The 25,989-nt window shown below is 49.5% G+C and carries 16 protein-coding genes; 10 read left to right on the top strand and 6 right to left on the bottom strand.

Annotated elements, in window-relative coordinates:
* Window positions 1–290: 290 nt before the first annotated feature.
* From AC4PME_RS03655 to AC4PME_RS03640, 4 genes are all read left to right on the top strand, one after another.
* On the top strand, window positions 291–3,110 hold the full coding sequence (locus AC4PME_RS03655) for a TonB-dependent receptor plug domain-containing protein (RefSeq protein WP_491044955.1): 2,820 nt from the start codon (window positions 291–293) through the stop codon (window positions 3,108–3,110).
* 30 nt (window positions 3,111–3,140) lie between these two features.
* Entirely contained in the window at window positions 3,141–4,739 is a 1,599-nt protein-coding gene (locus AC4PME_RS03650; protein ID WP_119502083.1) for a M20/M25/M40 family metallo-hydrolase, read from the top strand.
* 56 nt (window positions 4,740–4,795) lie between these two features.
* Entirely contained in the window at window positions 4,796–6,394 is a 1,599-nt protein-coding gene (locus tag AC4PME_RS03645) for a peptidase dimerization domain-containing protein (protein ID WP_491044954.1), read from the top strand.
* A 482-nt stretch (window positions 6,395–6,876) separates the two neighbouring features.
* A complete protein-coding gene (locus AC4PME_RS03640) occupies window positions 6,877–7,974 on the top strand; it encodes an RNA polymerase sigma factor (RefSeq protein ID WP_491044953.1) in 1,098 nt (365 codons plus the stop codon).
* Between the two features lie 6 nt (window positions 7,975–7,980).
* Here the strand turns inward: AC4PME_RS03640 and AC4PME_RS03635 are convergent, their stop codons facing one another.
* Window positions 7,981–8,838: a LysR family transcriptional regulator gene (locus tag AC4PME_RS03635; protein WP_119502079.1), complete on the bottom strand. Its 858-nt coding sequence runs from the start codon at window positions 8,836–8,838 to the stop codon at window positions 7,981–7,983.
* Between the two features lie 136 nt (window positions 8,839–8,974).
* Here AC4PME_RS03635 and glyA point away from each other — a divergent pair, with 136 nt between their 5' ends.
* The 3 genes from glyA (at window position 8,975) to AC4PME_RS03620 (ending at window position 14,399) form a co-directional block, all read left to right on the top strand.
* Window positions 8,975–10,222 carry a serine hydroxymethyltransferase gene (glyA, locus tag AC4PME_RS03630; protein WP_491045016.1) on the top strand — a complete coding sequence of 416 codons (1,248 nt, stop codon included), beginning with the start codon at window positions 8,975–8,977 and terminating at the stop codon, window positions 10,220–10,222.
* A 169-nt stretch (window positions 10,223–10,391) separates the two neighbouring features.
* Window positions 10,392–11,420, top strand: coding sequence for a LacI family DNA-binding transcriptional regulator (locus AC4PME_RS03625; RefSeq protein WP_474847809.1), 1,029 nt, complete (start codon window positions 10,392–10,394; stop codon window positions 11,418–11,420).
* A 474-nt stretch (window positions 11,421–11,894) separates the two neighbouring features.
* Window positions 11,895–14,399, top strand: a complete 2,505-nt coding sequence (locus AC4PME_RS03620) for a TonB-dependent receptor domain-containing protein (protein ID WP_491044952.1) — start codon at window positions 11,895–11,897, stop codon at window positions 14,397–14,399.
* Window positions 14,400–14,507: 108 nt separating this feature from the next.
* On the opposite strand, the gene AC4PME_RS03615 is transcribed toward AC4PME_RS03620, so the two are convergent.
* The 5 genes from AC4PME_RS03615 to AC4PME_RS03595 all read right to left on the bottom strand — a co-directional run bounded on the left by AC4PME_RS03615 (window position 14,508) and on the right by AC4PME_RS03595 (window position 21,509).
* Window positions 14,508–14,645, bottom strand: a complete 138-nt coding sequence (locus AC4PME_RS03615) for a hypothetical protein (protein ID WP_161599163.1) — start codon at window positions 14,643–14,645, stop codon at window positions 14,508–14,510.
* 111 nt (window positions 14,646–14,756) lie between these two features.
* A complete protein-coding gene (locus AC4PME_RS03610; protein WP_491044951.1) occupies window positions 14,757–16,334 on the bottom strand; it encodes a serine hydrolase in 1,578 nt (525 codons plus the stop codon).
* Between the two features lie 127 nt (window positions 16,335–16,461).
* Entirely contained in the window at window positions 16,462–17,052 is a 591-nt protein-coding gene (locus AC4PME_RS03605; RefSeq protein ID WP_119502075.1) for a thymidine kinase, read from the bottom strand.
* A gap of 7 nt (window positions 17,053–17,059) precedes the next feature.
* A complete protein-coding gene (locus AC4PME_RS03600; protein ID WP_119502074.1) occupies window positions 17,060–19,072 on the bottom strand; it encodes a putative bifunctional diguanylate cyclase/phosphodiesterase in 2,013 nt (670 codons plus the stop codon).
* 193 nt (window positions 19,073–19,265) lie between these two features.
* Window positions 19,266–21,509: an acyl-CoA dehydrogenase gene (locus AC4PME_RS03595; RefSeq protein WP_119502073.1), complete on the bottom strand. Its 2,244-nt coding sequence runs from the start codon at window positions 21,507–21,509 to the stop codon at window positions 19,266–19,268.
* A 291-nt stretch (window positions 21,510–21,800) separates the two neighbouring features.
* Between AC4PME_RS03595 and AC4PME_RS03590 the strand changes: the two genes are divergently transcribed.
* From AC4PME_RS03590 to AC4PME_RS03580, 3 genes are all read left to right on the top strand, one after another.
* Window positions 21,801–24,074, top strand: a complete 2,274-nt coding sequence (locus AC4PME_RS03590; RefSeq protein ID WP_232373380.1) for an efflux RND transporter permease subunit — start codon at window positions 21,801–21,803, stop codon at window positions 24,072–24,074.
* Complete coding sequence (locus AC4PME_RS03585) at window positions 24,071–24,868, top strand: outer membrane lipoprotein-sorting protein (RefSeq protein ID WP_303572986.1); 798 nt, start codon at window positions 24,071–24,073, stop codon at window positions 24,866–24,868. The genes AC4PME_RS03590 and AC4PME_RS03585 overlap by 4 nt, the downstream gene beginning before the upstream one ends.
* Window positions 24,837–25,989: hypothetical protein (locus tag AC4PME_RS03580; protein WP_491226057.1), on the top strand; the 1,153-nt coding region annotated here is incomplete at its 3' end. The genes AC4PME_RS03585 and AC4PME_RS03580, both read left to right, overlap by 32 nt.

Raw genomic sequence — 25,989 nt, 5'->3', positions numbered from 1 at the left:
TATAAAACTTATATGTTGATCGTTTGTAAATAAGTCTTTCTTATGTTCGTAACGCGCTGAATTTACGAATATAAATCTTTATTCCCTTGTTAAAAATTCCATGCGAATAATTATTCTCTGATAAAAATTACTTAAATCAATGTTTTAGGTACGGCATGTGCAATACCTCTCCTGCAACAAGCACATTTACTGAGTAAAGCTGAAAAATAAACCGCGCCAGTTCTGTAGTCGGACGCACCTCAAATAATCAGCAGTTGAAAGCAAGCACAGCTTAAACAGGAGATACACATATGAAGGTGAACACCCCATTCCCCACCCGAAAACTCTATCTGGCGGTAGCGATTGCGAGCAGTTTGTCATCCCAGGCCTTCGCACAGGAAAGCGAAACGTCTGTACCGGCAGCAGAAGAACAAAAAGTTGAGTCCATTCAGGTGACAGGTTCACGGGTTTCCCGTGACGGTTACGATACGCCTACACCGGTTGCGTCAATGTCTGAAGAAGATATTAATACCTTCGCACCAAACAGTGTGGCTGACTTTGTCAACACCATGCCGTCGGTATCAGGCAGTTCCACAGCCTCAACCAGTTCCGGTTCACTGAGTAACGGTGCTTCCGGTATTGCCGCATTAAACCTGCGGGCACTGGGAACTGGCCGTACACTGGTACTATTTGATGGTCAGCGATCTGTGGTATCAGCGTCAACCGGTCAGGTCGACACAAACACATTCCCTCAATCGCTGATCAAGCGCGTAGAAATCGTTACCGGCGGTGCCTCTTCTGTTTACGGTTCTGATGCCATCTCCGGGGTGGTGAACTTCATTCTTGATAAAGAGTACACCGGTTTTAAATCGCAGGTGGAATACGGCGAAACGACTTACGGCGACCGTGAAAACAGCAAAATCGTACTGACTTACGGGTCGGAACTGGGCAACGGCGATGGCCACCTGCTACTCAGTGGTGAGGTTTTCCGTGCTAACGGCATTCACTATACCACCCGCGACTATGCCGAGCAGGGCAACGTAGCGATGATCAATCCGGACACGTCTGAAGGCGCGCCGTATTTCTATACCGGCAGCGGTATCGGTATTTCCAACTACACCCCGGGCGGTTTAATTGCGTCAGGCCCGCTGGCCGGCACATACTTCGGTGTTGACGGTGCGACAGGTCAACTGGCAACCGGCGCAACATCCGGACAATGGATGCAGGGCGGCGACTGGGAATACACCACGTCGGGTATGCTCGGCACAAACTCTCTGGCAGCAGACCTCGACAGGAAAAACCTGTTTGGACGGTTAAGCTGGATGTTCGGTGAAACCGAAGTGTTCCTGCAAGGTTCTTACGCCGAGTATGAAGGCTTAAGTTACTACATTAATCCCACCACGAAAGGTGTGACCATTTACGCGGACAATGCGTATCTGCCTGAGTCTGTGGCTACTCAAATGGCTACCCTGGGACTGGACAGTTTCTCTTTGAATACCAGTAACGTGGATATGCCGGCATCAGGTTCGAATAACAAACGTGATACCACCCGTATTGTTGGCGGGGCAAAAGGTGAATTTGCACTGTCTGACAAGTACTTCCTGTGGGATGTGTATTACCAGCACGGTAAAACTAATACCGACGAACATATGACACCGACCTACAATACCTCCCGTTTATCTCTGGCGACAGATGCTGTGGTTGACCCGGATACCGGTAATATTGTGTGTCGTTCTACGCTGACTGATCCTACAAATGGCTGTGTACCGCTGAACAGGATGGGTGTTGGCGTTGCAAGCGAAGAAGCACTGGCTTATGTACTGGGCCAGCCGCGTCGTAAACAGGAGTTTATCCAGGACGTTGCGGCAATTAACTTCAGTACATCCGATATCGACGGTTGGGCGGGCCCCATTTCTCTGGCTTTCGGTGCTGAGTACCGTAAAGAAGAAATGGATGGCTCGGTCGATGAGGAATATTCATCAGGCTGGAAGTACGGTAACTATAAAGTGACCGAAGGTTCTTACAATGTAAAAGAAGCTTACCTGGAAGCCCTGGTGCCGGTTATTGAAGATTTAGATTTCAACGGCGCTGTACGTTATACCGATTACAGTACCTCCGGCGGTGTGACCACCTGGAAAACCGGCTTCACCTGGTCGCCAATTGACGATGCGACTTTCCGTATCACCAAGTCAAAAGATATTCGTGCACCAAACTTGTCTGAGCTTTATGCCGCAGGTACGGCACGCTCTAACTCGGTCACCATCAACGGCGCTTCTGTGCCTATGGTGCAGAACCTTCAGGGGAACCCTAATGTATCTCCGGAAGAGGCGGATTCCTTTGGCTTAGGTGTGGTGTTACGCCCAGGTTTCCTGGAAGGATTCTCAGCAACCATCGATTACTACGAGGTGGAAGTTGACGGCGTTATCGGCTATGTCACAGCAGATACTACCGCTGAATACTGTGTTGAGTACGGCGTTCAGAAGTACTGCGACAACATGATTTACGACGAGTCCGGTACGCTGCAAACCATTAACCTGCTGTACGACAACCTGAACTCCATGTCCGCGAAAGGTGTGGACTACGATGTGACTTACCGCTTCGCTATGGGCGATCTGTACAGTGGTATTCCAGGGGACGTAAAACTGCGCTTCCTGGCCACCAATTACCTTGAAGCCATCACCGATGACGGTACTACCGCCATTGATGAAGCCGGCTCAAACGCAGGCTCAACGCCGGACTGGAAGTTCCGTGCTTCTGTCACTTACGACCTGGACGACATGCGTTTTGATTTAACTGCCCGTGGCATCAGTGAAGGCACGTTGAGCAATGCATACATCGAGTGTTCGACAGATTGTCCGGTAAGCAGCGCGCCTTACTACACCATTAATGACAATACTGTAGCCAGCAAAGTGTTCTTCGATGCCTACGCGTCAAAAACATTCAGCTTTGACAACACCGGTGACTTTGAGCTCTATCTGCAAATTAAGAATCTGTTCAATACCGATCCTGCGGTTGTTACTTATCCGGCTTATCAGGGGTCTGAGAACCGTCCGGGCTATCTGGCAACAAACCGTTCTTTATATGATGTACTTGGCCGCGAATTCAAAATTGGCTTCCGTGTGAACATGTAATCAATGCCCGCAATGAAAAAGGAAAACAGAATGTTTAAAAGAAGCATGACAAGTGCGCTAATCGGACTTTCTCTGGCGGGATTGTCGCTGGCAGCAGATGCTGCCACCGGCATGTCGCAGAATGAGCGCATGGATGCGAAAAAAGCGTTAATTAAAGCCATTGACGGTAAAGCCAAACAGGCGCAAATCATGAACGATATGATTTTCAGCTTTGGTGAGCTTGGCTTTCAGGAATTCCAGACCTCTAAGTATTTAACCGACCTGCTGAAGGAAAATGGGTTTACTGTCGAGCAGGGGATTTCCGGCATCCCAACCGCCTGGATGGCAACCTGGGGTGAAGGTGAACCGGTCATTGCACTGGGATCTGACATTGACGGTATTCCTAAAGCGTCACAGAAACCCGGTGTGGCTTACCACGATCCAATTATCGAAGGTGCGCCGGGCCACGGTGAAGGGCATAACTCAGGTCAGGTGGTAAATATCATTGCCATTCTGGCCGTGAAAGAGTTTATGGAAGAACATGGCCTGAAAGGCACCATTAAGGTATGGCCGGGCGTAGCGGAAGAGCAGCTGGGTACTAAAGCCTATTATGTTCGTGACGGCTACTTTAAAGATGTCGACGCCGTGTTGTTCTCACATGTATCTAACGGTTTTGGCACAAGCTGGGGCGGCGGCCGTGGTAATGGCCTGATTTCTGTTCAGTACAACTTCTACGGTGAATCCGCTCACAGTGCCGGTTCACCCTGGCGTGGCCGCAGTGCGCTGGATGCTGTGGAGTTAATGGAAGTGGGTATGAGCTATCGCCGTGAGCACTTACGTCTGTCACAGCGTACGCACTCTATCGTGGTTGACGGCGGCGACCAGCCAAACGTTGTACCACCAAAAGCGAGTCGCTGGTATTTCTTCCGTGAAACCGACTATCCCCATATTAAATCCCTGTGGGAAATCGGTGACAAAATGGCAGAAGGGGCGTCATTGATGTCAAACACTACCTGGGACTCTGTTGTTCTGGGTTCTGCCTGGCCGCAGCACATGAATAAAGCCATTGCGGAAGACGCTTATGAGAATATCAAACTGGTAGGTATGCCAGAGTGGTCGGCTGATGATATTGCGCTGGCCAAAGCGTTGCAAAAAGAGATTGGTGTGGAGCCGGAAGGACTGAATACCGAAATTAATGAGCTCACTGATCCACCTGATCCCAAGAAAAACATGGGAGGCGGCTCAGATGATATCGGTGATATCTCCTGGCAGGTGCCCACCATTACACTGCGCTACCCGGCAAACATTCCTAACTTGCCCGGTCACAACTGGTCTAACGCTGTAGCGATGGCAACGCCAATTGCTCATAAAGGGGTAGTTGCAGGTGCGAAAGCTCAGGCACTGACCTTATTTGACCTGCTTACCGATGAATCGCTGATGGATGCTGCCCGTGATTACTACGAAAACGTGCAGACCAAAGATGCTTCTTACACGCCGTTGTTGCGCGAACAGGATCAACCGGCAGTGCACCTGAATAAAGGCATTATGGCGGAGTTTAAAGGCGATATGTCTGAGTTTTATTACGACCCTGAAAAGTACGACACGTACCTTGAACAGCTGGGTATTTCTTATCCCACTGTGCGCGAGTAACTGTCATAACGAATGCAGGCGGTATTGCCGCCTGCCAGATTTTTTCAGGAGTAATTATGAAACGTTTTTACCGTAATGCACTGACAGCGGCACTATTATCTGCAGGCATGATGATGACCGCCTCTGCCACCACGCTGACAGAAGCGCAGCGGGATGCTGCGAAAACAGAACTGGTGAGTGCTGTTGATAAACAGGCCAAGCTGGCGCAGGTCATGAACGATATGATTTTCAGCTTTGGCGAGCTGGGTTTTCAGGAAACGGAAACTTCGGCGTATCTGACTAAATTCCTGACAGAGCAGGGTTTTGACGTAGAGCAGGGCATTTCCGGTATTCCTACTGCCTGGTATGCCAAATGGGGTTCAGGTAAACCGGTGATAGCGCTGGGCACCGATCTTGACGGTATACCCAAAGCTTCACAGAAGCCCGGTGTGGCTTATCACGATCCCATTATAGAAGGTGCGCCCGGTCACGGTGAAGGTCATAACTCCGGTCAGGTTGTGAATATTATCGCTGCGCTGGCGATGAAAGATTACATGATCAAAAACAACATTGAAGGCACCATCGTACTCTGGCCGGGCGTTGCTGAAGAGCAACTGGCTACCAAAGCGTACTATGTCCGCGATGGCTATTTTGATGATGTGGATGCTGTGTTGTATTCCCATGTGGGCAGCGGCTTCGGTACTTTCTACGGTAATCCGTTTTTTTCCGGCCTGGTGTCAGTTAAATATAATTTTTACGGTGAATCTGCTCACAGTGCGGGCTCTCCCTGGCGCGGACGCAGTGCGCTGGATGCGGTTGAGCTGATGAGCGTTGGCATGAACTACCGCCGCGAGCACTTGCGGATTGCCCAGCGTACGCACTCGGTCATTGTGGATGGTGGCGACCAGCCGAATGTTGTACCACCCAAAGCAACTGCCTGGTATTACTTCCGTGAAATGGACTACCCCCATATTAAAGCGCTGTGGGAAGTCGGCGATAAAATGGCGGAAGGTGCGGCACTGATGACCAACACCAGTTGGGACTCTGTGGTAATGGGCACCGCATGGCCGGGCCATTTCAACAAGCCGCTGGCGCTGGCTGCCTATGAGAATATCAAGAAAATAGGCATGCCTGAATGGTCGGAAGATGATCAGACGTTAGCGAAAGCGCTGCAAAAAGAAATTGGCTCAGAAGTTACCGGCCTGCCGGATAAAGTGATGCCTATTTTTGAGCCGCCTCCGCTGGAAAAACTCACTGGCGGTGGTTCTGATGATGTGGGCGATATCGCCTGGACTGTGCCGACAATCTTTATGTTGTATCCGTCGAACATTCCTAATCTGCCGGGTCACAACTGGGCCAACGCGGTATCGATGGCAACGCCTATTGCCCATAAAGGTATTATTGCCGGCGCGAAAGCACATGCTATGACGATGGTCGATTTATTCACTGATCCGGCACTGTTGCCGCAGATGCAGGACTATTTCGATAACGTGCAGACCAAAGACGTGAAGTATCAGTCTTTACTCCGTGACGGCGATGAGCCGCAAATTAATCTCAACGAAAACATCATGAAGCAGTATCGCGGTGAAATGCGTAAGTTCTACTACGATCCTGAAAAGTACGACACCTATCTGGAACAGCTGGGCGTGTCGTATCCCATGGTGCGGGACGAGTAAATAAGAAGGAAATGCAGTGATGTCTGACAAAAACCGGACCGGATGCCCTCATTGCTTTGCCCTTGAAAAAGAGGCAAGGGTAGTCAGGTTTCTTGTCGGATTGATCCTGCTGATGATTTTTTTAACTTTTCCGCTGCCGCCGGCAATTTTGGCAGGATAAACAAAACGATGCAGCGGAAAGATAACCGGGTCCACCACTTTAGTTAAAGCGGTAAGACGGCCCCCGCAGCGGGGGCATTTCATGTGTACGTGCTCTGTTGAGCGTTTCGGGCAACCATCTGGTTGCCCTTTTTTTTTACTTTTTTTGTCACAAAATGCCCGCCGGCGGTTTCTTTGTACTGAACATGTCAGATATGACCTGACCATGACAGTTAACAGGGAACAATTATGCAAGATGATAAAATGGCTGCAGACACTTTCACGACGCCCCGCAAGCCGGTAAGGTTAATCAGTTTCGTTTCACGCGTTGCGGAGGGATCATTATGAGTGCACAGATTATTGAGAAGGATGTCCGTTTAGCTATGACTGGTGATACATCCGCATTTACCCGTTTAATTGAGGCGACGCGAAATACCATCAGCAGTATTGCACTGGCAGTGGTGAAAGATCTTGACGCCAGTGAAGAAGTCACCCAGCAGGTGTATATTCAATGCTGGCAAAAATTGGGCACATTAAAAAATCCTGCCAGTTTTCTGCCCTGGGTGCGTCAGGTTACCCGCTATACCGCTTTCAACTATTTGCGGGATAACAAGGTATCCTCACGTGCTGACAGCGAGGAAGCCGACAAGCTTTTTGAACAGTTCTGTAACGACAGCGATGAACCGGTTCAGGCGTTTAGCCGTGATCAACAGGCTTTAGTGTTAAGCAAAGTGGTCGATGAGTTGCCGGAAGAGGCCCGTGAGGTGGTTTTGTTGTATTACCGGGAAGAGCAATCCGGTGCTCAGGTTGCCCGCTTACTGAATATTTCTGATGATGCCGTACGGCAGCAGCTTCACCGTGCCCGTTTATCTCTGCGTGAAAAGCTGATGGAAAAGTACGGATCGCTGTTCCTTTCAACTGCGCCGGCTCTGACAATCAGCAGTGCTGTTTTATTTGGTGCCGGGTTCAGCACACCGGCTCATGCAGCAACCGGTTCTGTCGCTAAAGGCGGGTTCTGGGGGGCTGTGAAATGGCTGTTCAGTGGTGCCATGATGGCCGCGGCCGCCGGCGCACTAACCGTATACATGAGCGCCAGTATTCCCCTGCGTTATATGCAGCATGAAGAGCGCAAAGCCGCACTGAAAAAAGAGCGGAACAGAACCGTTGTGGCGACGCTGATTGCCGGTGCGCTGTGGACCGCTGCCTATGAGTTTACAACGGGTTGGGCGGGGCCGGTTCTGATGTACCAGGTGATGATGGGCATCATCATTGTACAAACCATCAAGATGCAAAATATGATTCTGGCCGATCAACAATCCGCCGGGCAGACAAGGCATAGATCCGTCGGGTTATTCTGCGGACGGTTCGGACTCTATGCAGGATTACTGATGGGCAATGCTGCTATGTTCTACGGGCTATATCAGAGCGGGAGACTCTTTTGAGTCTCCTCAGCAGGCAGACAGTTCTGTCACCATGGTTTTGGCCAGCAGTTCGATGGCTTCAGAGCGCACTTTCTGCGGATTCACCAGACACACACCAATATGACCCAGCTCCGGCAGCGCCGGAGAAGGGGACAAAATATGCAAGCCGTTTGGTACAGTACTTCTCGCCAGTACAGTAATGCCCAGTCCTTCATTGATGGCGGTCTGAATACCGTTGAGATCGCCGATGGTGTACACAATTTGCCACTGCTTACGGTGCTTTCCTAACAAGTTGGTTGCACGTTTACGGTAAATACAGGGCGCCGGGGCGGCGATAATGGGCAGCTTTTCAGGAATGCTGTTAACAAAGCGCTGACTGCCAACCCACACCAACTGGTCTGTCACAATGTAACCATCCTGGTCGGGGTCGGGGATCTCCTGCAATGACAGGATTAAATCAAACTGGTTTTTCAGTGGCTCACACAGCAAATCTTTACTCAGCGCACAGTGCACTTCCAGAGAGACTTCCGGATAAGACTGGGTAAAGCGGCGAATGATCTTAGGCATCAGGGTCGTGGAAAATTCACTGGGGATCCCCAGTTTGATATTCCCGCTGACCTGAGGACGACCAAATTCAGCCATCGCCTGGTCATTCAGCATGAGTATTTTCATACCGAATTCCAGCAGCTTGCTGCCTGCCAGCGTCAGAGTAAGACGGTTGCCTTCGCGGGAAAACAGCTTTTCCCCCACCATTTCTTCCAGTTTTTTGATTTGCAGGCTGATAGCTGGTTGTGTGCGTTTTAAACGTTCCGCACATAAAGTGTAGCTACCCGTCTGCGCAATCGTCACAAATGAACGTAAGAAGTCCACGGACAAATTTTTCATGGCTACACTCCAAAATAAAAATAGGCAGGCAACCCTATTTTGGAAACTTATGGCTCTATTGTTTTTATTAATTTTATTTATTGCGATACCAGAATTAGCATAAAGAAAATCAAAACACAATGGAGTTATCATGAAGCTGCTGAATGAATCGCTGAATAATGTGGATCCTGAAATCGCTGCGGTAATAGAAAAAGAGACCCGGCGTCAGGAAGATCATATCGAACTGATCGCATCTGAAAATTACACCAGCCGGGCGGTAATGGCGGCACAGGGAAGTCAGTTAACAAACAAGTACGCTGAGGGGTATCCGGGGAAACGTTATTATGGCGGCTGTGAAGAAGTGGATGTTGCCGAACAACTTGCTATCGACCGCGCTAAAGCCTTATTCGGCGCAGATTACGCCAATGTTCAGCCACACTCAGGCTCGCAGGCTAATGCGGCGGTTTACATGGCGTTGCTTTCTCCGGGCGATACCATTTTAGGTCTCAGCCTCGATCACGGCGGTCACCTGACACACGGTGCAAAGCCGAATTTTTCCGGTAAATTGTACAACGCTGTGCAATACGGTATTAACCCGGAATCCGGTGAAATTGACTATGAACAGGTTGCAGAGCTGGCAGAAATCCACAAGCCAAAAATGATTGTTGCCGGCTTCTCGGCGTATTCCCGCATCGTTGACTGGCTGCGTTTCAGAGATATCGCCGACAGTGTTGGTGCGTGGTTAATGGTGGATATGGCCCATGTTGCCGGCCTTGTGGCCGCCGGTGTGTACCCCAACCCTGTGAAAGCGGCACATGTTGTTACCACCACCACCCACAAAACACTGCGCGGGCCTCGGGGAGGATTAATTCTTTGTCAGTCTGCCCCCGAACTGGAAAAGAAATTCAATTCATTGATTTTTCCGGGCATTCAGGGCGGTCCGCTTATGCATGTCATTGCAGCTAAAGCGGTGGCGTTGAAAGAAGCCATGTCTGACGACTATAAGGTGTATCAGCAACAGGTGGTAGACAACGCCAGAGCGATGGCTGAAGTCTTCATTGAGCGTGGCTTTGATGTGGTATCCGGCGGTACAGATAACCACATGTTTCTGTTGAGCCTGATCAGCAAGGGCATGACCGGTAAAGCAGCCGATGCGTTGCTGAACAGTGTGAATATAACCGTTAATAAGAACACGGTGCCTGATGATCCCCAGTCTCCATTTGTCACCAGTGGTATTCGCATCGGCACTCCGGCAGTCACTTCTCGGGGATTCACTAAAGCAGATTGTCAGCAACTGGCCGGGTGGATGTGTGATTTGCTTGGTGCGCCTGACTGCGCAGACACGGCTGCAGCCATTAAACAGAAAGTGGCTGAACTTACCGCAGCAAGGCCCGTTTACAGCTAGTTTTCCTGTTAAATTACTACTTCACCGGTACGACGGCGGTAAAAATTGAAAATAAAGTCGTACCGGTTACCATCACTGTGCTAAAATTTTAAAAAAATGTTAATCGATTAAGATTGCACCCGTTTAATAATGCCTGCCGGCATTCAGTACAGTGACCTTTGCCGTAACAATGAAGAAAGTAAAACTGACTTTAAAAGATGTGGCTGAAAAGCTGGGCGTTTCTACCGCAACCATCTCTAATGCCTTTAACCGCCCGGATCAGCTTTCTGCCGCCAGGCGTGATGACATTCTGGCTGCCTGTAAAGAAATAGGTTACAGCGGGCCGAATAAAGCAGCGCAGATCCTCCGTAAAGGTCAGTCTAATATTGTGGCGCTGGTACTTGCCGATAACATTGAATACATGGTCAGTGACCCTGTTGCATCTACCTTCATCCGTGGCGTTTCCTCTGTGCTGCAGGACGCTCAAAAGCATTTACTCTTGTATGCCGGTAATGCACAGACTATTACCGATGTGGCCGATTTCGTTGACGGCTTTATCTGCTATGGTGCGCCCCAAAACCCGAAACTAGGGGAAGAACTACGGCAATTAAGTAAACCGGTGGTCACGGTAGACTTCAACCTTGAAGGCTGCCCCTCAGTGAACATCGATAACGAGAATGCCGCTTATCAGATTGCGATGGAAGCGCTGGAAGAAGGTGGGCGGGCCGCTATTCTGGGACTGAAACTTATCGACTCACCTGTGACCTGCAGGGTGTACGACAGTCCGCTGCTGGACTCAGACAGTGCAATTTCTCATCGCCGGCTTGATGGTTATTTCAGGGCGATGAAACGCAAAAATTGCGACATTAATAATGAATGGATTTGGCATATTCCGGAGAGCGGGGGAAATTTTGCCCGTCAGGCCGCCAATGAAGTGCTGAGTATTTCGCCCCGCCCGCAAACCGTACTGTGCATGAGTGACATGATTGCGCTGGAGTTGTTGCAATGTGCGCTCAGCAAGGGCATTAAAGTGCCGCAGGAACTGAAAATTACCGGCTTTGACGGTATTGACGAAGCCCGCCGCACCCGTCCTGTCCTCACCACGGTTTGCCAGTCGAGCATCGAAAAGGGGGAAACTGCCGCAAAGCTGCTACTGGAAGGTGAGCAGGCTGACTCTGTAATACTCGATTTCGAACTTCTTAACGGCGGTACTATTTAATATCGCTCGCGGCATCTTAGTATCGCTTTCTGTGTCTTAGTACCGCTTCCGGCATCGCTTCAGACTGCCGTCTCTTTCTTTTTTTAAAACTGCTTTTGTTGTTGCACCTTTTCATCCGCTGCACCGGCCGGCGTCAGTCTGGCCGGACAATTAAAGCGGTACCTGCCTTCAGAATTGCCTGTCTCTCTGTACTTACCTTAATCAAATAAGATTAAATTGTTATTCCTTTGGGTATATTTCAAAACACGTTAATAAAATTTTATCAATAATAAATATCTGATTTATATTGGTTATATCGTATTTTTTATTATCTTTGTTGTATAAATTCTTCACATTGTATTTACACTGGAAAGTTTTTAGATTAAATTCTTAAACGATTAAGTTCGGTTGTAAAGAAGGTGGGAATAAGCTGCCCGTTAGAAAAGTGACCGGATTGTTAGCCTGTAAACACTCAAACACTCTCCCGGAGAAAACATGAACAAGCGTTATGCATTCAGTAGATTAGCGTTGGCTGTCAGCGCAGTCATAGCCAGTCCCGTTTTTGCTCAGGACAATACTGACGCTGAAACCCAGGATAAAGCCAAATACGAACAAATCGTTGTGACTGCAACCCCTGGTGGTGCCACCATGCAGGAAGCCAGCGTGTCGGTCAGTTCCTTTAACGAAGACGATATCGTAAAACTTGCGCCACGCTCTACTGCTGAAGTGTTCCGTGCTATTCCGGGGATCCGTGCTGAGTCTTCAGGTGGTGGCGGTAATGCGAACATCACTATCCGTGGTATCCCTTTGGCTACGGGCGGTTCCAAATTTCTGCAAATTCATGAAGATGGCTTACCGGTACTGGAATACGGTGATATCAACTTTGGTAATGCTGATAACTTCATCCGTTATGACTGGTCAGTGGCTAATGTAGAAGCGGTTCGCGGTGGCTCTGCGTCGACTTTCGCCAGTAACTCGCCGGGTGGGGTTATCAATATGATCAGCAACACCGGTGAAATCGGCGGTGGTGCTATCGGTACATCTTTTGGTGTGGATTACGATGAAATGCGCCTGGATTTCCGTTACGGCGGTGAAATCAGCGACGACCTGTATTATCACATTGCCGGCTTTGCCCGCGGTGGTGAAGGTACCCGTGACACCGGTTATCACGGTGATAAAGGCGGCCAGGTGAAGTTTAATATCACCAAGCTGCTGGATAACGGTCATATCCGTTTCTTCTACAAAAACCTGGATGACAAAGTTTCCACTTATCTGCCATCTCCGGTACTGGTTAAAGGTGACGGTGAGTACGGTCCTGTTCCCGGTTTTGATGCCAGTTCACAGGCCCTGAACTCAGTGTATAACACGAATATTTCTACTTTTGACAGCTACGGCAATCCGGAAAACCGTGACGTACGCGACGGCATTTCATCAGAAGTTAGTTCATTCGGCGTGGAAGTAGACCTGGAAGTTGCGGACAATCTTTTCCTGTTAAACAAATTCCGTATTTCGGATGTTTCCGGCGGATTCATTGCACCTTTCACTGACGGTTTCCCTGCCGGCCCGGGCGATGTATCAAATTTCGCTGCTGCGCTTTGTTCCGGCGCGCTTGATGGCGAAGGTAATGCGCTGAACTGCGACAGCACCACGGTTACTCTGGCGAATGGTCCGGGTGCAGGTGAAGTGTATACCGGCGAAGCATTTACTAACTTACAGTTTGATGCCCGTCTCAATGACCTGGGTAACATGATTAACGATCTGAGCCTGCGTAAAGAGTTTGATAACGGCGTATCACTGACAGTAGGTTATTACTATTCAAATCAGGATATTGCGACGAGCTGGGCAAGCTGGCAAACCTTTATCCAGACGCTGGACGGTGACAACTCGCAGCTGCTGAATATCACGGATGCTGACGGTACAGAACTGGTATCCAACGGTCTGTTGTCAGCCAGCTTCCTGTCGTATGAGTGGGATCTGAACTATGTGACAACTGCACCCTACATGAACGTAGGCTTTGAACTGTCAGACAACATTCTTATTGATGCTTCAGTGCGTTACGACAGTGTTGATGCATCGGGTGAACTGATCAGCTCATGCTGTGGCGGCAATGCCGATTACGACATTAACGGAAACGGTGTTATTGAACAGATTGAAGATGCGTCTGCGCAGAACAGCGGCTTCATCAGCGGCGGTGTGATTAACCTGAACCGCGCCGGTGCGTCATCGCAAATTGTTGACTACAGTGCCAATAACACTTCCTATTCACTGGGTGGTTCTTATTTACTGAGCGAAACGCAAACCCTGTTCGCCCGCTACTCGAAAGGTGGCCGTGCGCTGGCAGACCGTCTGCTGCAAATTGGCGGCACACTGAATACTGATGGCAGTCTGACCAACACAACCTCCGGCTTCGATACAACCAAGCAACTTGAAATTGGTTATAAGTACGGCACCCGTGATCTGATGCTGAACGCCACGCTGTTCGACACCGTGACGGAAGATACTCAGGCTGAAGTGACCAGCGGTCTGACGTTCATGCGCGAATATGAAGCAACAGGTCTGGAATTTGAAGGACGCTGGAATGCAACTGATAACTTCGTGCTGTCCGGTAACCTCACATGGACAGATGCTGAAATCAGCAAGGACGCCAATGATGCAGCGCTGGTGGGTAACACACCACGTCGCCAGGCTGACTGGATCTGGACAATTACACCGGAATACGTCACTGATTTCTGGTCAGTGGGTGCATCTCTGCAAGGCTCTACCGAGTACTATGTTCAGGACAACAATGACCTGAAACAGGATGCTTATAACCTGGTGAATGTGTTCGCCACTTACTGGGTTAATGACCAGTTCTCAGTTTCTCTGAATGTAAACAACGCTACTGATGAGTTTGTTATCACAGAATCTGAAGAAGGCTCCGCAGCAGTAGGCAGCTACATCCGCGCCCGCCCGCTGAACGGCCGCACTACTGTGGTATCTCTGAAGTACCTGTTCGACTGATTCACTCTCCCTGTGAAATAGCATTGCCCGCACCGGTTTCCGGTGCGGGCTTTTTTATTTCCGGTATTGCCGGTATCTGCGGACAGGGGAGTGACCTTAAAGTTACCTTTACGCCTGTTTACCTTTGACCGGTGTGCAAGCCACACATATCTGGTCGCCATAGTAATTATTCTGATAATTACAGGTCATTGCCGGGGTGGACTGTGTTTTGTTTTTGCTTACCAGTTTTTGAATCATTTTAGCCATAATCTGCTCCTTGTTAAATTGGGTACAGATTATGTGATTTTATAAAGCGATTAAAATCTTAAATACTAATCGCTCTAATCGCTTTCCTGATGATTCTGCATGCCGGCCGGGCTATTCCTTATCAACAGTAAAAACCATATCCCGCCATTCATGGTTGGTTATTTCACGTTCTGTAAACGGGTAGAGGGTGAAGCCGGTGACTTCCCGCTTTACATTTACCTGATAACGGATAAAGGCGTCACTGGCTGCGTTCTGGTTGTCCCAGCGGATCACAAATGTATGATCGTCAAAGGGCTCCAGTCTGCCGGTGAGTGTGGGCATTTTGTCAGATTTTATCCGCAGGGTGTCGCCTTCAGGGTAAACGGTCATCAGGCCAAACCATTCGTCGCTGAATCGTCCGGCATAGGTGTTTTGCGGTAACAGCACTTCACCACTGCCAGAGGGAGTCGTGTGTCTGGCCAGATATTTCTCTTCCTGCTTATCCTGATAAGCCCGGTATTCATCTATCCAGTTTCTTTTATCACTTTCAGGCAGGTAAGCTTTGAGGATGGTTTGCATGACAGCGCCGCGGGCACCGTAGTTGGAGCCGTTATTCAGTACCACCACACCCAGTTGTTGATCCGGTACGAAAGCCACATACGTCTGATAACCGGATAAGGTGCCGGTATGAGAGATTACCTTATGGCCGAAAATATCCATAAGCCGCCAGCCGAGGCCATACGCCTTAAAATGCATATGGTCCCATTCTTCGTCAGTGTCATCAACAGACAACAGGGTTTGCGGTGTCAGCATGGTGTTGTATGCATCTTCTGAGAGAATGGTTTCACCGCCGGCACTTTTACCTTCATCCAGCCACATCTGAACCCACTTCAGCATACCCGTCGCATTACAGCTGACGCCGCCGGCTGCAGCAGAGACAATGCCTTTTTCTGCCAGTTGGTTACGTGGAATGGGATAAATGCCTCTCTCATCGTTGTGGCCGTAACTGATGGCGTGGTTTTCGAGCACATAGCCCGGCACATCCCCACCAAAGCAGTTCATACCAAGGGGAGCAAATACACGGTTTTGTAGCCGGGATTCCCAGCTGTCTTCCGTCAGGTGCGCCACTATTTCCCCGGCTGTGATATACATTACATTGGAATAGGCGTATTCACTGCGAAAACTGTACTGAGGCGTCAGAAAGCGCAGGTTATGCACGATATCCTGACGGCTGAAGCCGGATGGCTCAGGCCACAACATACTGTCTCCGGCACCTGAACCCAAACCGCTGCGGTGGGTTAACAGATCGGTGATATCCATTTCGCGGCTGGCAAACGGGTCGGCCATCCTGAAACCGGGCAGCACGTCTTCTACCTTTGTGTGCCAGTTCAGTTTTTCTTCGTCTACCAGTTGTGCCACGGTGGTGGCTGTAAATGCTTTGCTGACAGAAGCCAGTCTGAACCAGGTGTCCGGTGTCACTGGCAGCCCTTGCTCTTTATCTCTGAGACCATGTCCGGCGAGGTACACAATCTTGCCATTTTTCACAATGCCCACGCTCATGCCCGGGGTGTAAAATTCTGACAAAGCACGGTCAATGGTATCCGGCAGTGTTTTCAAATCAGATGGCAACTGGTTTACCGGTTGCGTATCAGCCGCAGCCTGTGCTGCAATGAGGGTGGCACATAAGCCGGAGAGAAAAAGCCTGCGCAAGTGGTGTACTCCTTTATCTTTTCACACCACTGTTGAAAATATTAAGAGGCTTGTCAACTGCCAGAGGTTCAGTGACACAGGGTTGCGGATCAACGACCCGGCGCTGCAGGGAATCGCTGAAGCGAATCTACGCCGACGGTTGATCCCATACCAGCTGTTTGAAGTGTTTGCGGCACATAGATTCATAACGGTCATTACCGCCAATCTCAACCTGATTACCGCCGGTGACAGGCTGGCCCTGTTCATCCATCCGTACCACAAATGTGGCTTTGCGACCGCAGTGACAGACTGTTTTCAGCTCAGTAAATTTATCAGCCCAGGCCAGCAGATAATGGCTGCCTTCGAAGGTTTCACCGAGAAAATCTGTACGGAGTCCGTAGGCCAGCACGGGAATATCCAGTTCGTCGACAATTTCTACCAGTTGCCTTACCTGCGCCTTAGTCAGAAACTGCGCTTCATCAATAAATACGCAGTCCAGCGGCTGGGCCCGGTGAGCCTTAAATACCTGCCGGAACAAGTTATCTTCGTTACCGTATAAACTGGCGTCGGCCTGCAAACCAATTCTTGAGGTGACCTTACCCACATCATAGCGGTCATCGATTGCCGCTGTGAAAATCAGTACATGCATACCCCGTTCACGGTAGTTGTAAGCAGACTGGAGCAGTGAGGTAGATTTCCCTGCATTCATTGCAGAGTAGTAAAAGTAAAGTTGAGCCATGTGATTATTATTGTTCTGTTTCAAGCCGGCTGGTCAGTGCCTCTGCACGTTCAGGCCTGGCGAAGTAAAATCCTTGCAGGTAGTCTACACCCATCGCCTTAAGCCTTGTAGCCTGTTCTTCTGTTTCTACTCCTTCGGCAACGGTTTTACAGCCGAACTCGCCGGCAATCAGCAAGGTTGCACGGATAATCGGGCCGCCTGCTGAGTCGAGGTTATGAATAAACGACCGGTCAATTTTAATGTGATCAAAATGCAGGAGCTGAAGCTGACTCAGCGATGAAAAGCCGGTACCGAAATCGTCTATGGAAACGGCTACCCGACGATTTTTTATGGCATTTACCTGCGCCGCAAGCTTTTGTTTATTGTCTGCGAATACAGATTCTGTAATTTCCAGATGCAACCTGGAAGGCGCAAGGCCCGTATGACTGAGTACTTCGTCGAGCTTGAGGATGAAGTTATCTTCCATAAGCTGAATCACTGATACGTTCACCGAAACGGCAACGTCAGGGTCTTTCCAGCTTGCTGCGGTTTCGCACGCTTTTGACAGCACCCATAATCCGATATCGTTGATAAGGCCCGAACGTTCAGCGACAGGAATAAAGTCTGCGGGAGAGACGGGTTGTCCGTTAAATTGCCACCGCAGCAGCGCCTCGTAAGACCACACGAGGCCGGTACCGGCATCTACAATAGGTTGATAAACAAGGTGCAACTGGTCATTGATGATGGCAGAACGAAGCCCGTCCCGTAACTGCATTTCTCTGCATACCGCATCATGCACGTTGTCACTGAAAATGCCGGTATGGTTCACGCCGCGACGTTTCTCATGATACATGGTTATATCGGCACGCTGGATCAAAAGCTGTTCGTTGTCGCCGTGATCTGGAAAAATAGCAATACCTGTCGTGGCATCAAGATTGATGATGTTTCTGTCTATAGCCATGCCCTGAGCAATACTGGCGCGGATATTTTTTGCCAGTTGCACTATTTTGCTGAGATTGCTGAACGTAGCAACAATAATGAATTCGTCGCCTCCCCACCGCGACAAACAATCGTCCGGTGCAAATTGCCGGAATCTTGAGGCGACAGAGACCAGCACCTGGTCACCGGTTTGGTGGCCGAGACTGTCGTTCACCTGTTTAAAGCCGTCGAGATCAGTAAACAGGATAGCCAGCTTCTCTTCCCTGAAGGCGGCCTGTTTCAATTTATCCCGCAGGGTATTTAAGAACGCCGCCCGGTTCATCAGGCCGGTGAGTGGGTCGCGGTTAGAGAGGCGCACAATATCTTCTGTGCGGGAGTGCACTTCGGCTTCCAGAGTCGCATTCATATTGTCCAGTTTCTGGTTACTCAGACGCAGTGCTTCGTTTACTCTTACCACTTCATTGCGCTCTTCCGCCATTTGTTCCACCAGCGCCTGATTCTTTTCCCGTAAGCTGATGGTCTCCAGATAAAAGGCATTGGTTTTGCGGGAGGTACCCAACATGATGATGCAGAAGCCGAATCCAAGCAGGCCCAGCATGAATAATTCTTTACGCGGATCTGTCAGTGCCATTACGGAAACCGGGATCAGCAACAGCGTGCAGTAAGTCCATACCAGCGGCCGGCTGGCACCGAGCACTGCCGCTGCACCGCCCGCCAGGGCTGACAGAACAACAACTGTGGTAGCCAGCTCCATAATATCCATTAGCGGGTACAGGGTAACGCAATAGAGCCCCCAGATGATGGCTGTCAGTGTGACACCAATGGCAAACCGGAAAAATGCGGGACGGGGAGATGTGTCTTTCTGCCTGAGGACTTTCATCCAGAAGATGGCATCAAGAAAGCGAAGCAGTAAAACAGACACCATGATCAGCCAGAAGAGTCGTTTGACTGAATGGGTTTCCGGTGTATCGAAGCCGAATGCCAGTGCACTGATGGCAGCGACAGAGATAATCATGCCGTTAAAGGCATTGGAGTGCAGCAGGTGCACAACATCCCTTAACGCAGCATCATTCAGTGTGGAGTGGTGGAATATGGGGCGCACTACTTAATCCTGTTTGCTGGACGGCCCTGTCACATTTTATGTGTATTCACCGGGAGATGACGGAGAAGCGTACCGCCCGGGTAAACCGGAAAAGTTCCTGCTAAAAGGTATAGTGCAAAACCGGCAAAAAGCAATAAAAAAAGGTGACCGTAGTCACCTTTTAAATCAATGCTGTAGAGCAATATTCAGGATATCAGGCAGCGTCTTTCTTCGCTGAAGAATCGCTTTTTTCCTGAGATAGCGGCTCCAGGTCAAAGTTGAACTCGTCAACCCGGACAGCCAGCTTACGCTTCTTATTGTAATCGTGAAGCATTTCAGCTTCCTGAGCCGTTACGACACCGCGCTCCTGTAACTTATTCAGTGCGTTTTCAAACGACAGGAACGGGATGACCGGTTCCTTACGCAGCGCCTTCTGTACTTTACCTAACAGATGGGCAACAGCGTGTTTCGCTTTAAACGCCTGCTCGTTGATGTCGTTACCGTCACCGGCAACAGGACGAACCAGGTGCGTCAGTTGTGCTTTGATGCTGTTATCCTGCATGGAAGCCAGAGCCAGTTCACAGGACAGCTTATCGCTGATCCCGCTGACTGAATTGGTATACGTACATGTCAGCAGGCGCATCAGACCACGGGTTGCTGTGTTCGGGAAGTTACCGATGAAATCAACCAGTGCCTGTTCAGCCTGTTGCAGCGTCCACTCCATAGCGTACTCGAAGTAAGGCTGTGCCAGTTTACGGTCTTCTACACGTTGCTCATAGAAGCGGATGGCTGCCATGGCACCGTAGAGATAACTCATAACATCACCCAGGCGGGCTGACAGCAATTCTGCTTTTTTCAGATCACCGCCCAGTACCGCCAGCGATAAATCGGCCATAGGAGCCAGTTTTGCTGACAATGCATTAAGACGCTTCTCGTACTTTGTCACTTCCGGCAGTGCAGACTCTGCACCGCGCAGGAAGGGCAGGTAGCTCTTGCCTAAGCTGCGGAACGCATTTTTCACACTGAAACTGACCGTTTTCTTCAATACTTTATTGAATTCGCCGTCGGCAGAGTGGTCGTCACTGTGAATAAGATCCACCATCTCTTTCAGGTATGGATGGCAACGCATTGCACCCTGGCCGAAGATCATCAGGTTACGGGTCAGAATGTTGGCACCTTCCACCGTAATGGCGATCGGTAATGAACTGTAGCCGCCGGATAACGTATTTTGCGGTCCGCGCTGAATGGCTTTACCCGCCAGAATATCCATTGCCGAGTTCATTACGTCACGACCCAGCTCGGTCATGTGGTATTTGGCAATCGCAGTCACTACTGACGGCTTCAGGCCTAAACCCAAACCTTCTGTTGTCAGAACACGCATAGACTCCAGCAGGAATGTTTTACCGGCGATATCTGCCAGTTTGCCCTGAATACCTTCGAAACGGCCAATTGGCAGTCCGAATTGTTCACGTACAAAGCTGTATTCTGCAGACGCTTTCAGTGCCGCCTGACCTGTTGCGACGCCCATGGCCGGTAATGAAATACCACGACCTGCACCTAAGCAGCTCACCAGCATCTGCCAGCCGCGGCCGATGTTTTTCTGACCGCCGATAATGAAATCCATAGGAATAAATACATCATTACCACGGGTCGTACCGTTGTAGAAACGTTGTCCCATAGGATCGTGACGGTTACCCAGTTCTACGCCGGGGTGAGATTTCGGCAGCAGGGCACAGGTAATACCCAGCTCAAGTTTTTCACCCAGCAGTTGATCAGGGTCGAAAACTTTAAATGCGAGGCCCAGTACGGTAGCGATTGGCGCAAGCGTGATATAACGCTTGTCCCAGCTGACTTTCAGACCAATAACTTCTTTACCTTCCCATTCACCCTTCGTGACGATAGCTGCATCAGGAATGCCACCGGCATCTGAACCGGCTTCAGGGCTGGTCAGTGCAAAACAGGGAATGTCATCACCCACTGCAAGGCGGGGCAGATAGTAGTCCTGCTGCTCTTTTGTACCGTAGTGCATCAGCAGTTCGCCCGGACCTAATGAGTTAGGCACCATAACGGTTACAGCAATAGCACCACTTTTCGCAGCGATAGTTGCCACGATGGTTGAGTTGGCGTAAGGACTGAATTCCAGACCACCAAATTTCTTCGGAATGATCATTGAGAAGAAACGGTGTTTCTTCAGGAACGCTAAAATCTCATCCGGAATGTGCTTACCATTTGCCAGCTCGAAATCATCGATTAATCCCAGCAACTCCTGCACAGGGCCGTCAATAAATGCCTGTTCATCGGCACTTAATTTCGCCTGTGGAATGGCACGCAGGGCTTGCATGTCTGGTTTGCCCTGATAGATAGAGGCTTCTAACCAGATATCACCGGCGTCCAATGCTTCCTGCTCTGTCACAGAAATAGGTGGAAGAACTTTTTTCAGGCTTTTTCGAATACTCATATTACTCATCCGCTCATCTGACCAGTTGTATTCTTCTAATACTACATGACATTTTCCAAAGATCAAATGTTATGTAAGCAGTCTGTTAAATGAGATACCTGAGCCAGTACGCGGATTTATTTACCTGCTTGTTTTTCTGCTGTTTTTTTAAACATTAAATTTCTTTTTGGAAATCCTGCGTATAAGGGCAAATACTTACACTCTGTGCTTTTAGCAGATACACTGTGAAACAGAACAGATAAAAGGACATGACATTTTATGCAAACACTCCCGGCTTGGGCGCGGTGGTGCATGGAAAAACCGAAAACAGTCATAGCACTGTTTCTGCTTGCGTGCGTCATCACCGGTTTCGGAGCCGGTAATCTTTATTTCCGCGGAGACTATAAAGTTTTCTTTGAGCCTGATGATCCTCAGAAGCTCGCTTATGAAGAAATGCAGAACGTTTTCAGCAAAAGCGAAAATGTTACCTTCCTCATTTTGCCGGACAGTGAAAACGTCTACCAGCCGGAAACCTTCGAACTTATTCATGCCCTTACAGAGGATGCCTGGCATATTCCCATGTCTAACCGGGTGGAATCACTGTCGAATTATCAGTATACCTTTGCCGATGAGGAAGGGCTGGTGGTGCAGGATCTTATTCGCAAAGGGCAAACGGATGAGGCCCATATCAGATGGGTGAGGGAAGTAATTGAACCCATCCAAAATTTACGCGGGCGGCTTATCTCCGACAACGAAGCGATGGCGGTGATCAATGTCACAATTCAGCTACCCGAAGGCGACCAGACTCCCAAGATAATGAAGATCGGGGCGTTCGCCAGAGAGTTAAAAGAGAAATATGAAACCGCCTACCCGGAGCACAAAATTTATCTGTCCGGGATTGTGACAATGAATGACGCATTCGCGCTGACAGCGCAGGATGATGCGTCTACCCTGATCCCGCTTATGTTTATCATCATTGCGGTGATGATCGCATTATTAACACGCTCAAAAGCAGCATCAGCAGTAGTGCTCGTGGTTGTTGGCGGCACGATTGTGATGACGATGGGGATTGCCGGCTGGTGGGGAATTTTTCTGAGCCCCTCTACGGTCAATGTGCCGACCATGGTCACAACGCTTGCTGTCGCTGATTGCCTACACATTATTGTGACTTACCGGCAAAAAATTCAGCAGGGTCTGGCAAAGGAACAGGCACTGGCTGAAAGTATTGTGCTAAACCTCAAGGCGGTTTTACTTACCAGCGGTACCACTGCAATTGGCTTTTTAATGCTGAACTTTGCGGAAGTACCTATTTTATCTCACCTTGGAAATTTAACCGCCGTCGGGGTTGTACTGGCCTGTATTTTGTCTTTGACCGTGCTGCCGGCTATGCTCACTTTACTGCCAGCCCCCCGCGTTAAAGAGCAAAATGGCGACGACACTCAGGTTAAAAAACTGGGTGGATGGGTTATCAGCAATCACCGCCGTATTCTGCCTTATTCGGTCATCATTCTCACTGTGTCGCTGCTGTTCTGCCTGAATAACCGCCTGAACGATGTGGCTGTGGAATACTTCGATTTATCATCACCGTTTCGTCAGTCCGTTGAAATCCAAAAGAAATATATGGGCGGCATGTCGAATATCGATTTTGCTGTTTATACCGGTGAGCCCTATGGCATCAATGACCCGGCGGTGATGAAAGAGGTGGATGCACTGGCCAAATGGTTGCGCTCGCAGCCGGAAGTCAAACATGTGCTGAGCTTTGCTGACATCATCAAGCGCCTCAACATGAATATGCATGATGATGATCCGGCATATTTCACCTTACCTGAATCTAAAGACCTCGCTGCACAGTACCTGTTACTGTACGAAATGTCCTTGCCATATGGTCTCGATCTGAATAACCAGATAGATATTGACAAGTCCGGTGTTCGCATTATTGCCGTGCTGGAAAACCTCGGAAGTGAGGAGTTCACCGAATTTGAGGCGCGGACCAAACGGTGGTTTGGTAAACTGGCACCAGAATTGCGTCTGGAAGCGGCCAGCCCTGCTTTGATGTTCGCGCACATCGGTGCCAGGAACATGGAAAGCATGGTGTGGGGTTCAGTGGCTGCGCTGGTGGTGATTTCACTGTTGATCACCCTTGCACTGCGGTCCTGGCGGCTGGGAATAGTCAGCCTGATGGCTAACTTAATGCCGGCTGGTGTGGGCTTTGGAATATGGGGCATGATGTCCGGCGAAATCAATATGGCGCTGTCAGTAGAACTGAGTATGACCATGGGGATTATCGTCGACGACTCTGTGCATTTCCTGCTGAAATACCAGGCTGCAAGAAAAGATAATATGAACGTGCGGGATTCCGTGGAATATGCATTCCGTACCGTAGGCCGGGCCATGATCACCACAACCGTGGTGCTGGCTGCCGGCTTTGGTGTACTGCTGTTGTCTGATTTCCGCCTGAACTCAGACATGGGGTTAATGACAAACATTATCTTCATTGCAGCATTATTTATTGATTTACTCTTCCTGCCCTCATTCCTGATGTGGCTGGATAAAGATAAAAACAAAACAACGAGGGAAGCTACATGAGACAATTACGCAAGCTCTCTTTAGCGTCACTGGCACTGAGTGTGGTGCTGACGACTCCGGTTATTGCAGATGAAGCTTCTGAGAAAGAAGGCCTTCGTATTGCGACAGCGAGAAAAGATGTTAACCGTGGCTGGGAAAATACAGTTGCCAGTATTACCATGACCCTGCGCAATGCTCAGGGGCAGGAAGCCCAGCGGGAAATGCGGGTGAAAACGCTGGAAGTGCCTACTGATGGTGATAAAGCGCTGACAATATTTGATTCACCGCGGGATTTAAGCGGCACCGCATTTTTAAGCTTCAGTCATGTTGATGCACCGGACGAACAGTGGATTTTTCTGCCGGCTGTAAAGCGTGTTCGCCGGATTTCTACCAGCAACAAATCCGGTCCGTTTCTGGGCAGCGAATATGCCTTTGAAGACATGACGTCCTTTGAAATCCCTAAGTTCTCTTACGACTTACTCCGTGAAGACAAGTATCAGGGGGACGATGTCTACGTACTCGAACAGACCCCTATGGACGAATATTCGGGCTATTCGAAACAAATTTTATGGATTGATAAAGAACATTACCGGCCCCGTAAGGTTGAGTTTTTCGACCGCAAGGGTGAAGCGCTTAAAGTACTCGAATTTGAAGATTACAAACTATTTGAGGGGGAGTTCTGGCGACCTCTGCGTAGTTTTATGTACAATCTGCAAACACAAAAATCTACCGAACTGGTTACACACAAACTGGAATTTGGCACAGAATTAGAGGAATCGGACTTTGACAGTAACAGTTTACGCCGGGCGCGCTAACCCCGTCAGACGTTTGTCACTTGTTGCCGCCGCACTGGGATTTTCTGCCGGTGCAATGGCTGACATGTCAGATATTGACATTAGTGGCTCAGCCGGTGTGGAAACCCGCTACTTTCTTCAGGATGCAGCGTATCCCGGGCAACCCCGCTCTCAGGCTTCCGTGTTTTTAGAACCTGAAATGTACACGGAATGGAACGACGGCATCGACAGTATACTGTTCAAGCCTTTTGCCCGTCTGGACCAGGAAGATGAGCAGCGCACACACTTTGATTTACGTGAATTAATGTGGATGCACGCAGCTGATAACTGGGAAACCCGTGTCGGCGTAAGCAAGGTATTCTGGGGACAAACGGAATCCATTCACCTGGTCGACATTATCAATCAGACCGACATGGTAGAAAACATCGACGGCGAAGATAAGCTTGGTCAGCCGATGATCAACCTTAACGTGTTCGGTGACTGGGGAACATTGTCCGGTTTTGTGCTGCCATATTTTCGTGAACGTACCTTCCCGGGTGAAGACGGCCGCTTACGTCCGCCTGTTGAAATTCGTGAAAATTCGGCATTGTATGAATCAGATGATGAACAGAACCATGTGGATTTTGCACTGAGATGGCAACGTTCTCTGGGGGATTGGGAAATTGGTCTGTCTTATTTCGACGGTACAACCCGTGAACCTGAGTTGCTGCAGGCAACCGATGAAAACAGCACACCGTTTATTCAGCCTTACTATGCGCAAATTGAACAATATGGCGTGGATTTACTGAAAGTGCAGGGCGCCTGGTTACTTAAGTTTGAAGGTATTTACCGCGCAGGGCAAAGTGAAGATTTTGCCGCAGCCGTGGCAGGCTTTGAGCGCACTTCGGTGGGCGTTTTCGGTACCTCCTATGATCTTGGTGTGCTGATGGAATATCAGTACGACGAGCGTGAAGATAATTTCTTCGCCACCGGTCAGAACGACCTGATGCTGGGACTACGCTGGGTGTGGAATGATATCGACGGTACAGAAATCTTATCCGGCTTCATTCAGGATCTGGACGAAAGCGATACTTACAGTGCTTTTGTTGAAGCTTCAAGCCGAATGACTGACAACTGGCGCTGGAAGATGGACGCTTACTTCT

It is taken from the genome of Alteromonas sp. (assembly GCF_984505615.1).
Note: the sequence above shows the minus strand (reverse complement) of the source record. Positions and strands in the feature narration are given on the sequence as shown.

Bases quoted from the DNA above. Each gene is read 5' to 3' on its own strand.
- AC4PME_RS03655 (WP_491044955.1), top strand. From the start codon at position 291: ATGAAGGTGAACACCCCATTCCCCACCCGAAAACTCTATCTGGCGGTA.
- AC4PME_RS03650 (WP_119502083.1), top strand. From the start codon at position 3,141: ATGTTTAAAAGAAGCATGACAAGTGCGCTAATCGGACTTTCTCTGGCG.
- AC4PME_RS03645 (WP_491044954.1), top strand. From the start codon at position 4,796: ATGAAACGTTTTTACCGTAATGCACTGACAGCGGCACTATTATCTGCA.
- AC4PME_RS03640 (WP_491044953.1), top strand. From the start codon at position 6,877: ATGAGTGCACAGATTATTGAGAAGGATGTCCGTTTAGCTATGACTGGT.
- AC4PME_RS03635 (WP_119502079.1), bottom strand. From the start codon at position 8,838: ATGAAAAATTTGTCCGTGGACTTCTTACGTTCATTTGTGACGATTGCG.
- AC4PME_RS03625 (WP_474847809.1), top strand. From the start codon at position 10,392: ATGAAGAAAGTAAAACTGACTTTAAAAGATGTGGCTGAAAAGCTGGGC.
- AC4PME_RS03620 (WP_491044952.1), top strand. From the start codon at position 11,895: ATGAACAAGCGTTATGCATTCAGTAGATTAGCGTTGGCTGTCAGCGCA.
- AC4PME_RS03615 (WP_161599163.1), bottom strand. From the start codon at position 14,645: ATGGCTAAAATGATTCAAAAACTGGTAAGCAAAAACAAAACACAGTCC.
- AC4PME_RS03605 (WP_119502075.1), bottom strand. From the start codon at position 17,052: ATGGCTCAACTTTACTTTTACTACTCTGCAATGAATGCAGGGAAATCT.
- AC4PME_RS03595 (WP_119502073.1), bottom strand. From the start codon at position 21,509: ATGAGTATTCGAAAAAGCCTGAAAAAAGTTCTTCCACCTATTTCTGTG.
- AC4PME_RS03590 (WP_232373380.1), top strand. From the start codon at position 21,801: ATGGAAAAACCGAAAACAGTCATAGCACTGTTTCTGCTTGCGTGCGTC.
- AC4PME_RS03585 (WP_303572986.1), top strand. From the start codon at position 24,071: ATGAGACAATTACGCAAGCTCTCTTTAGCGTCACTGGCACTGAGTGTG.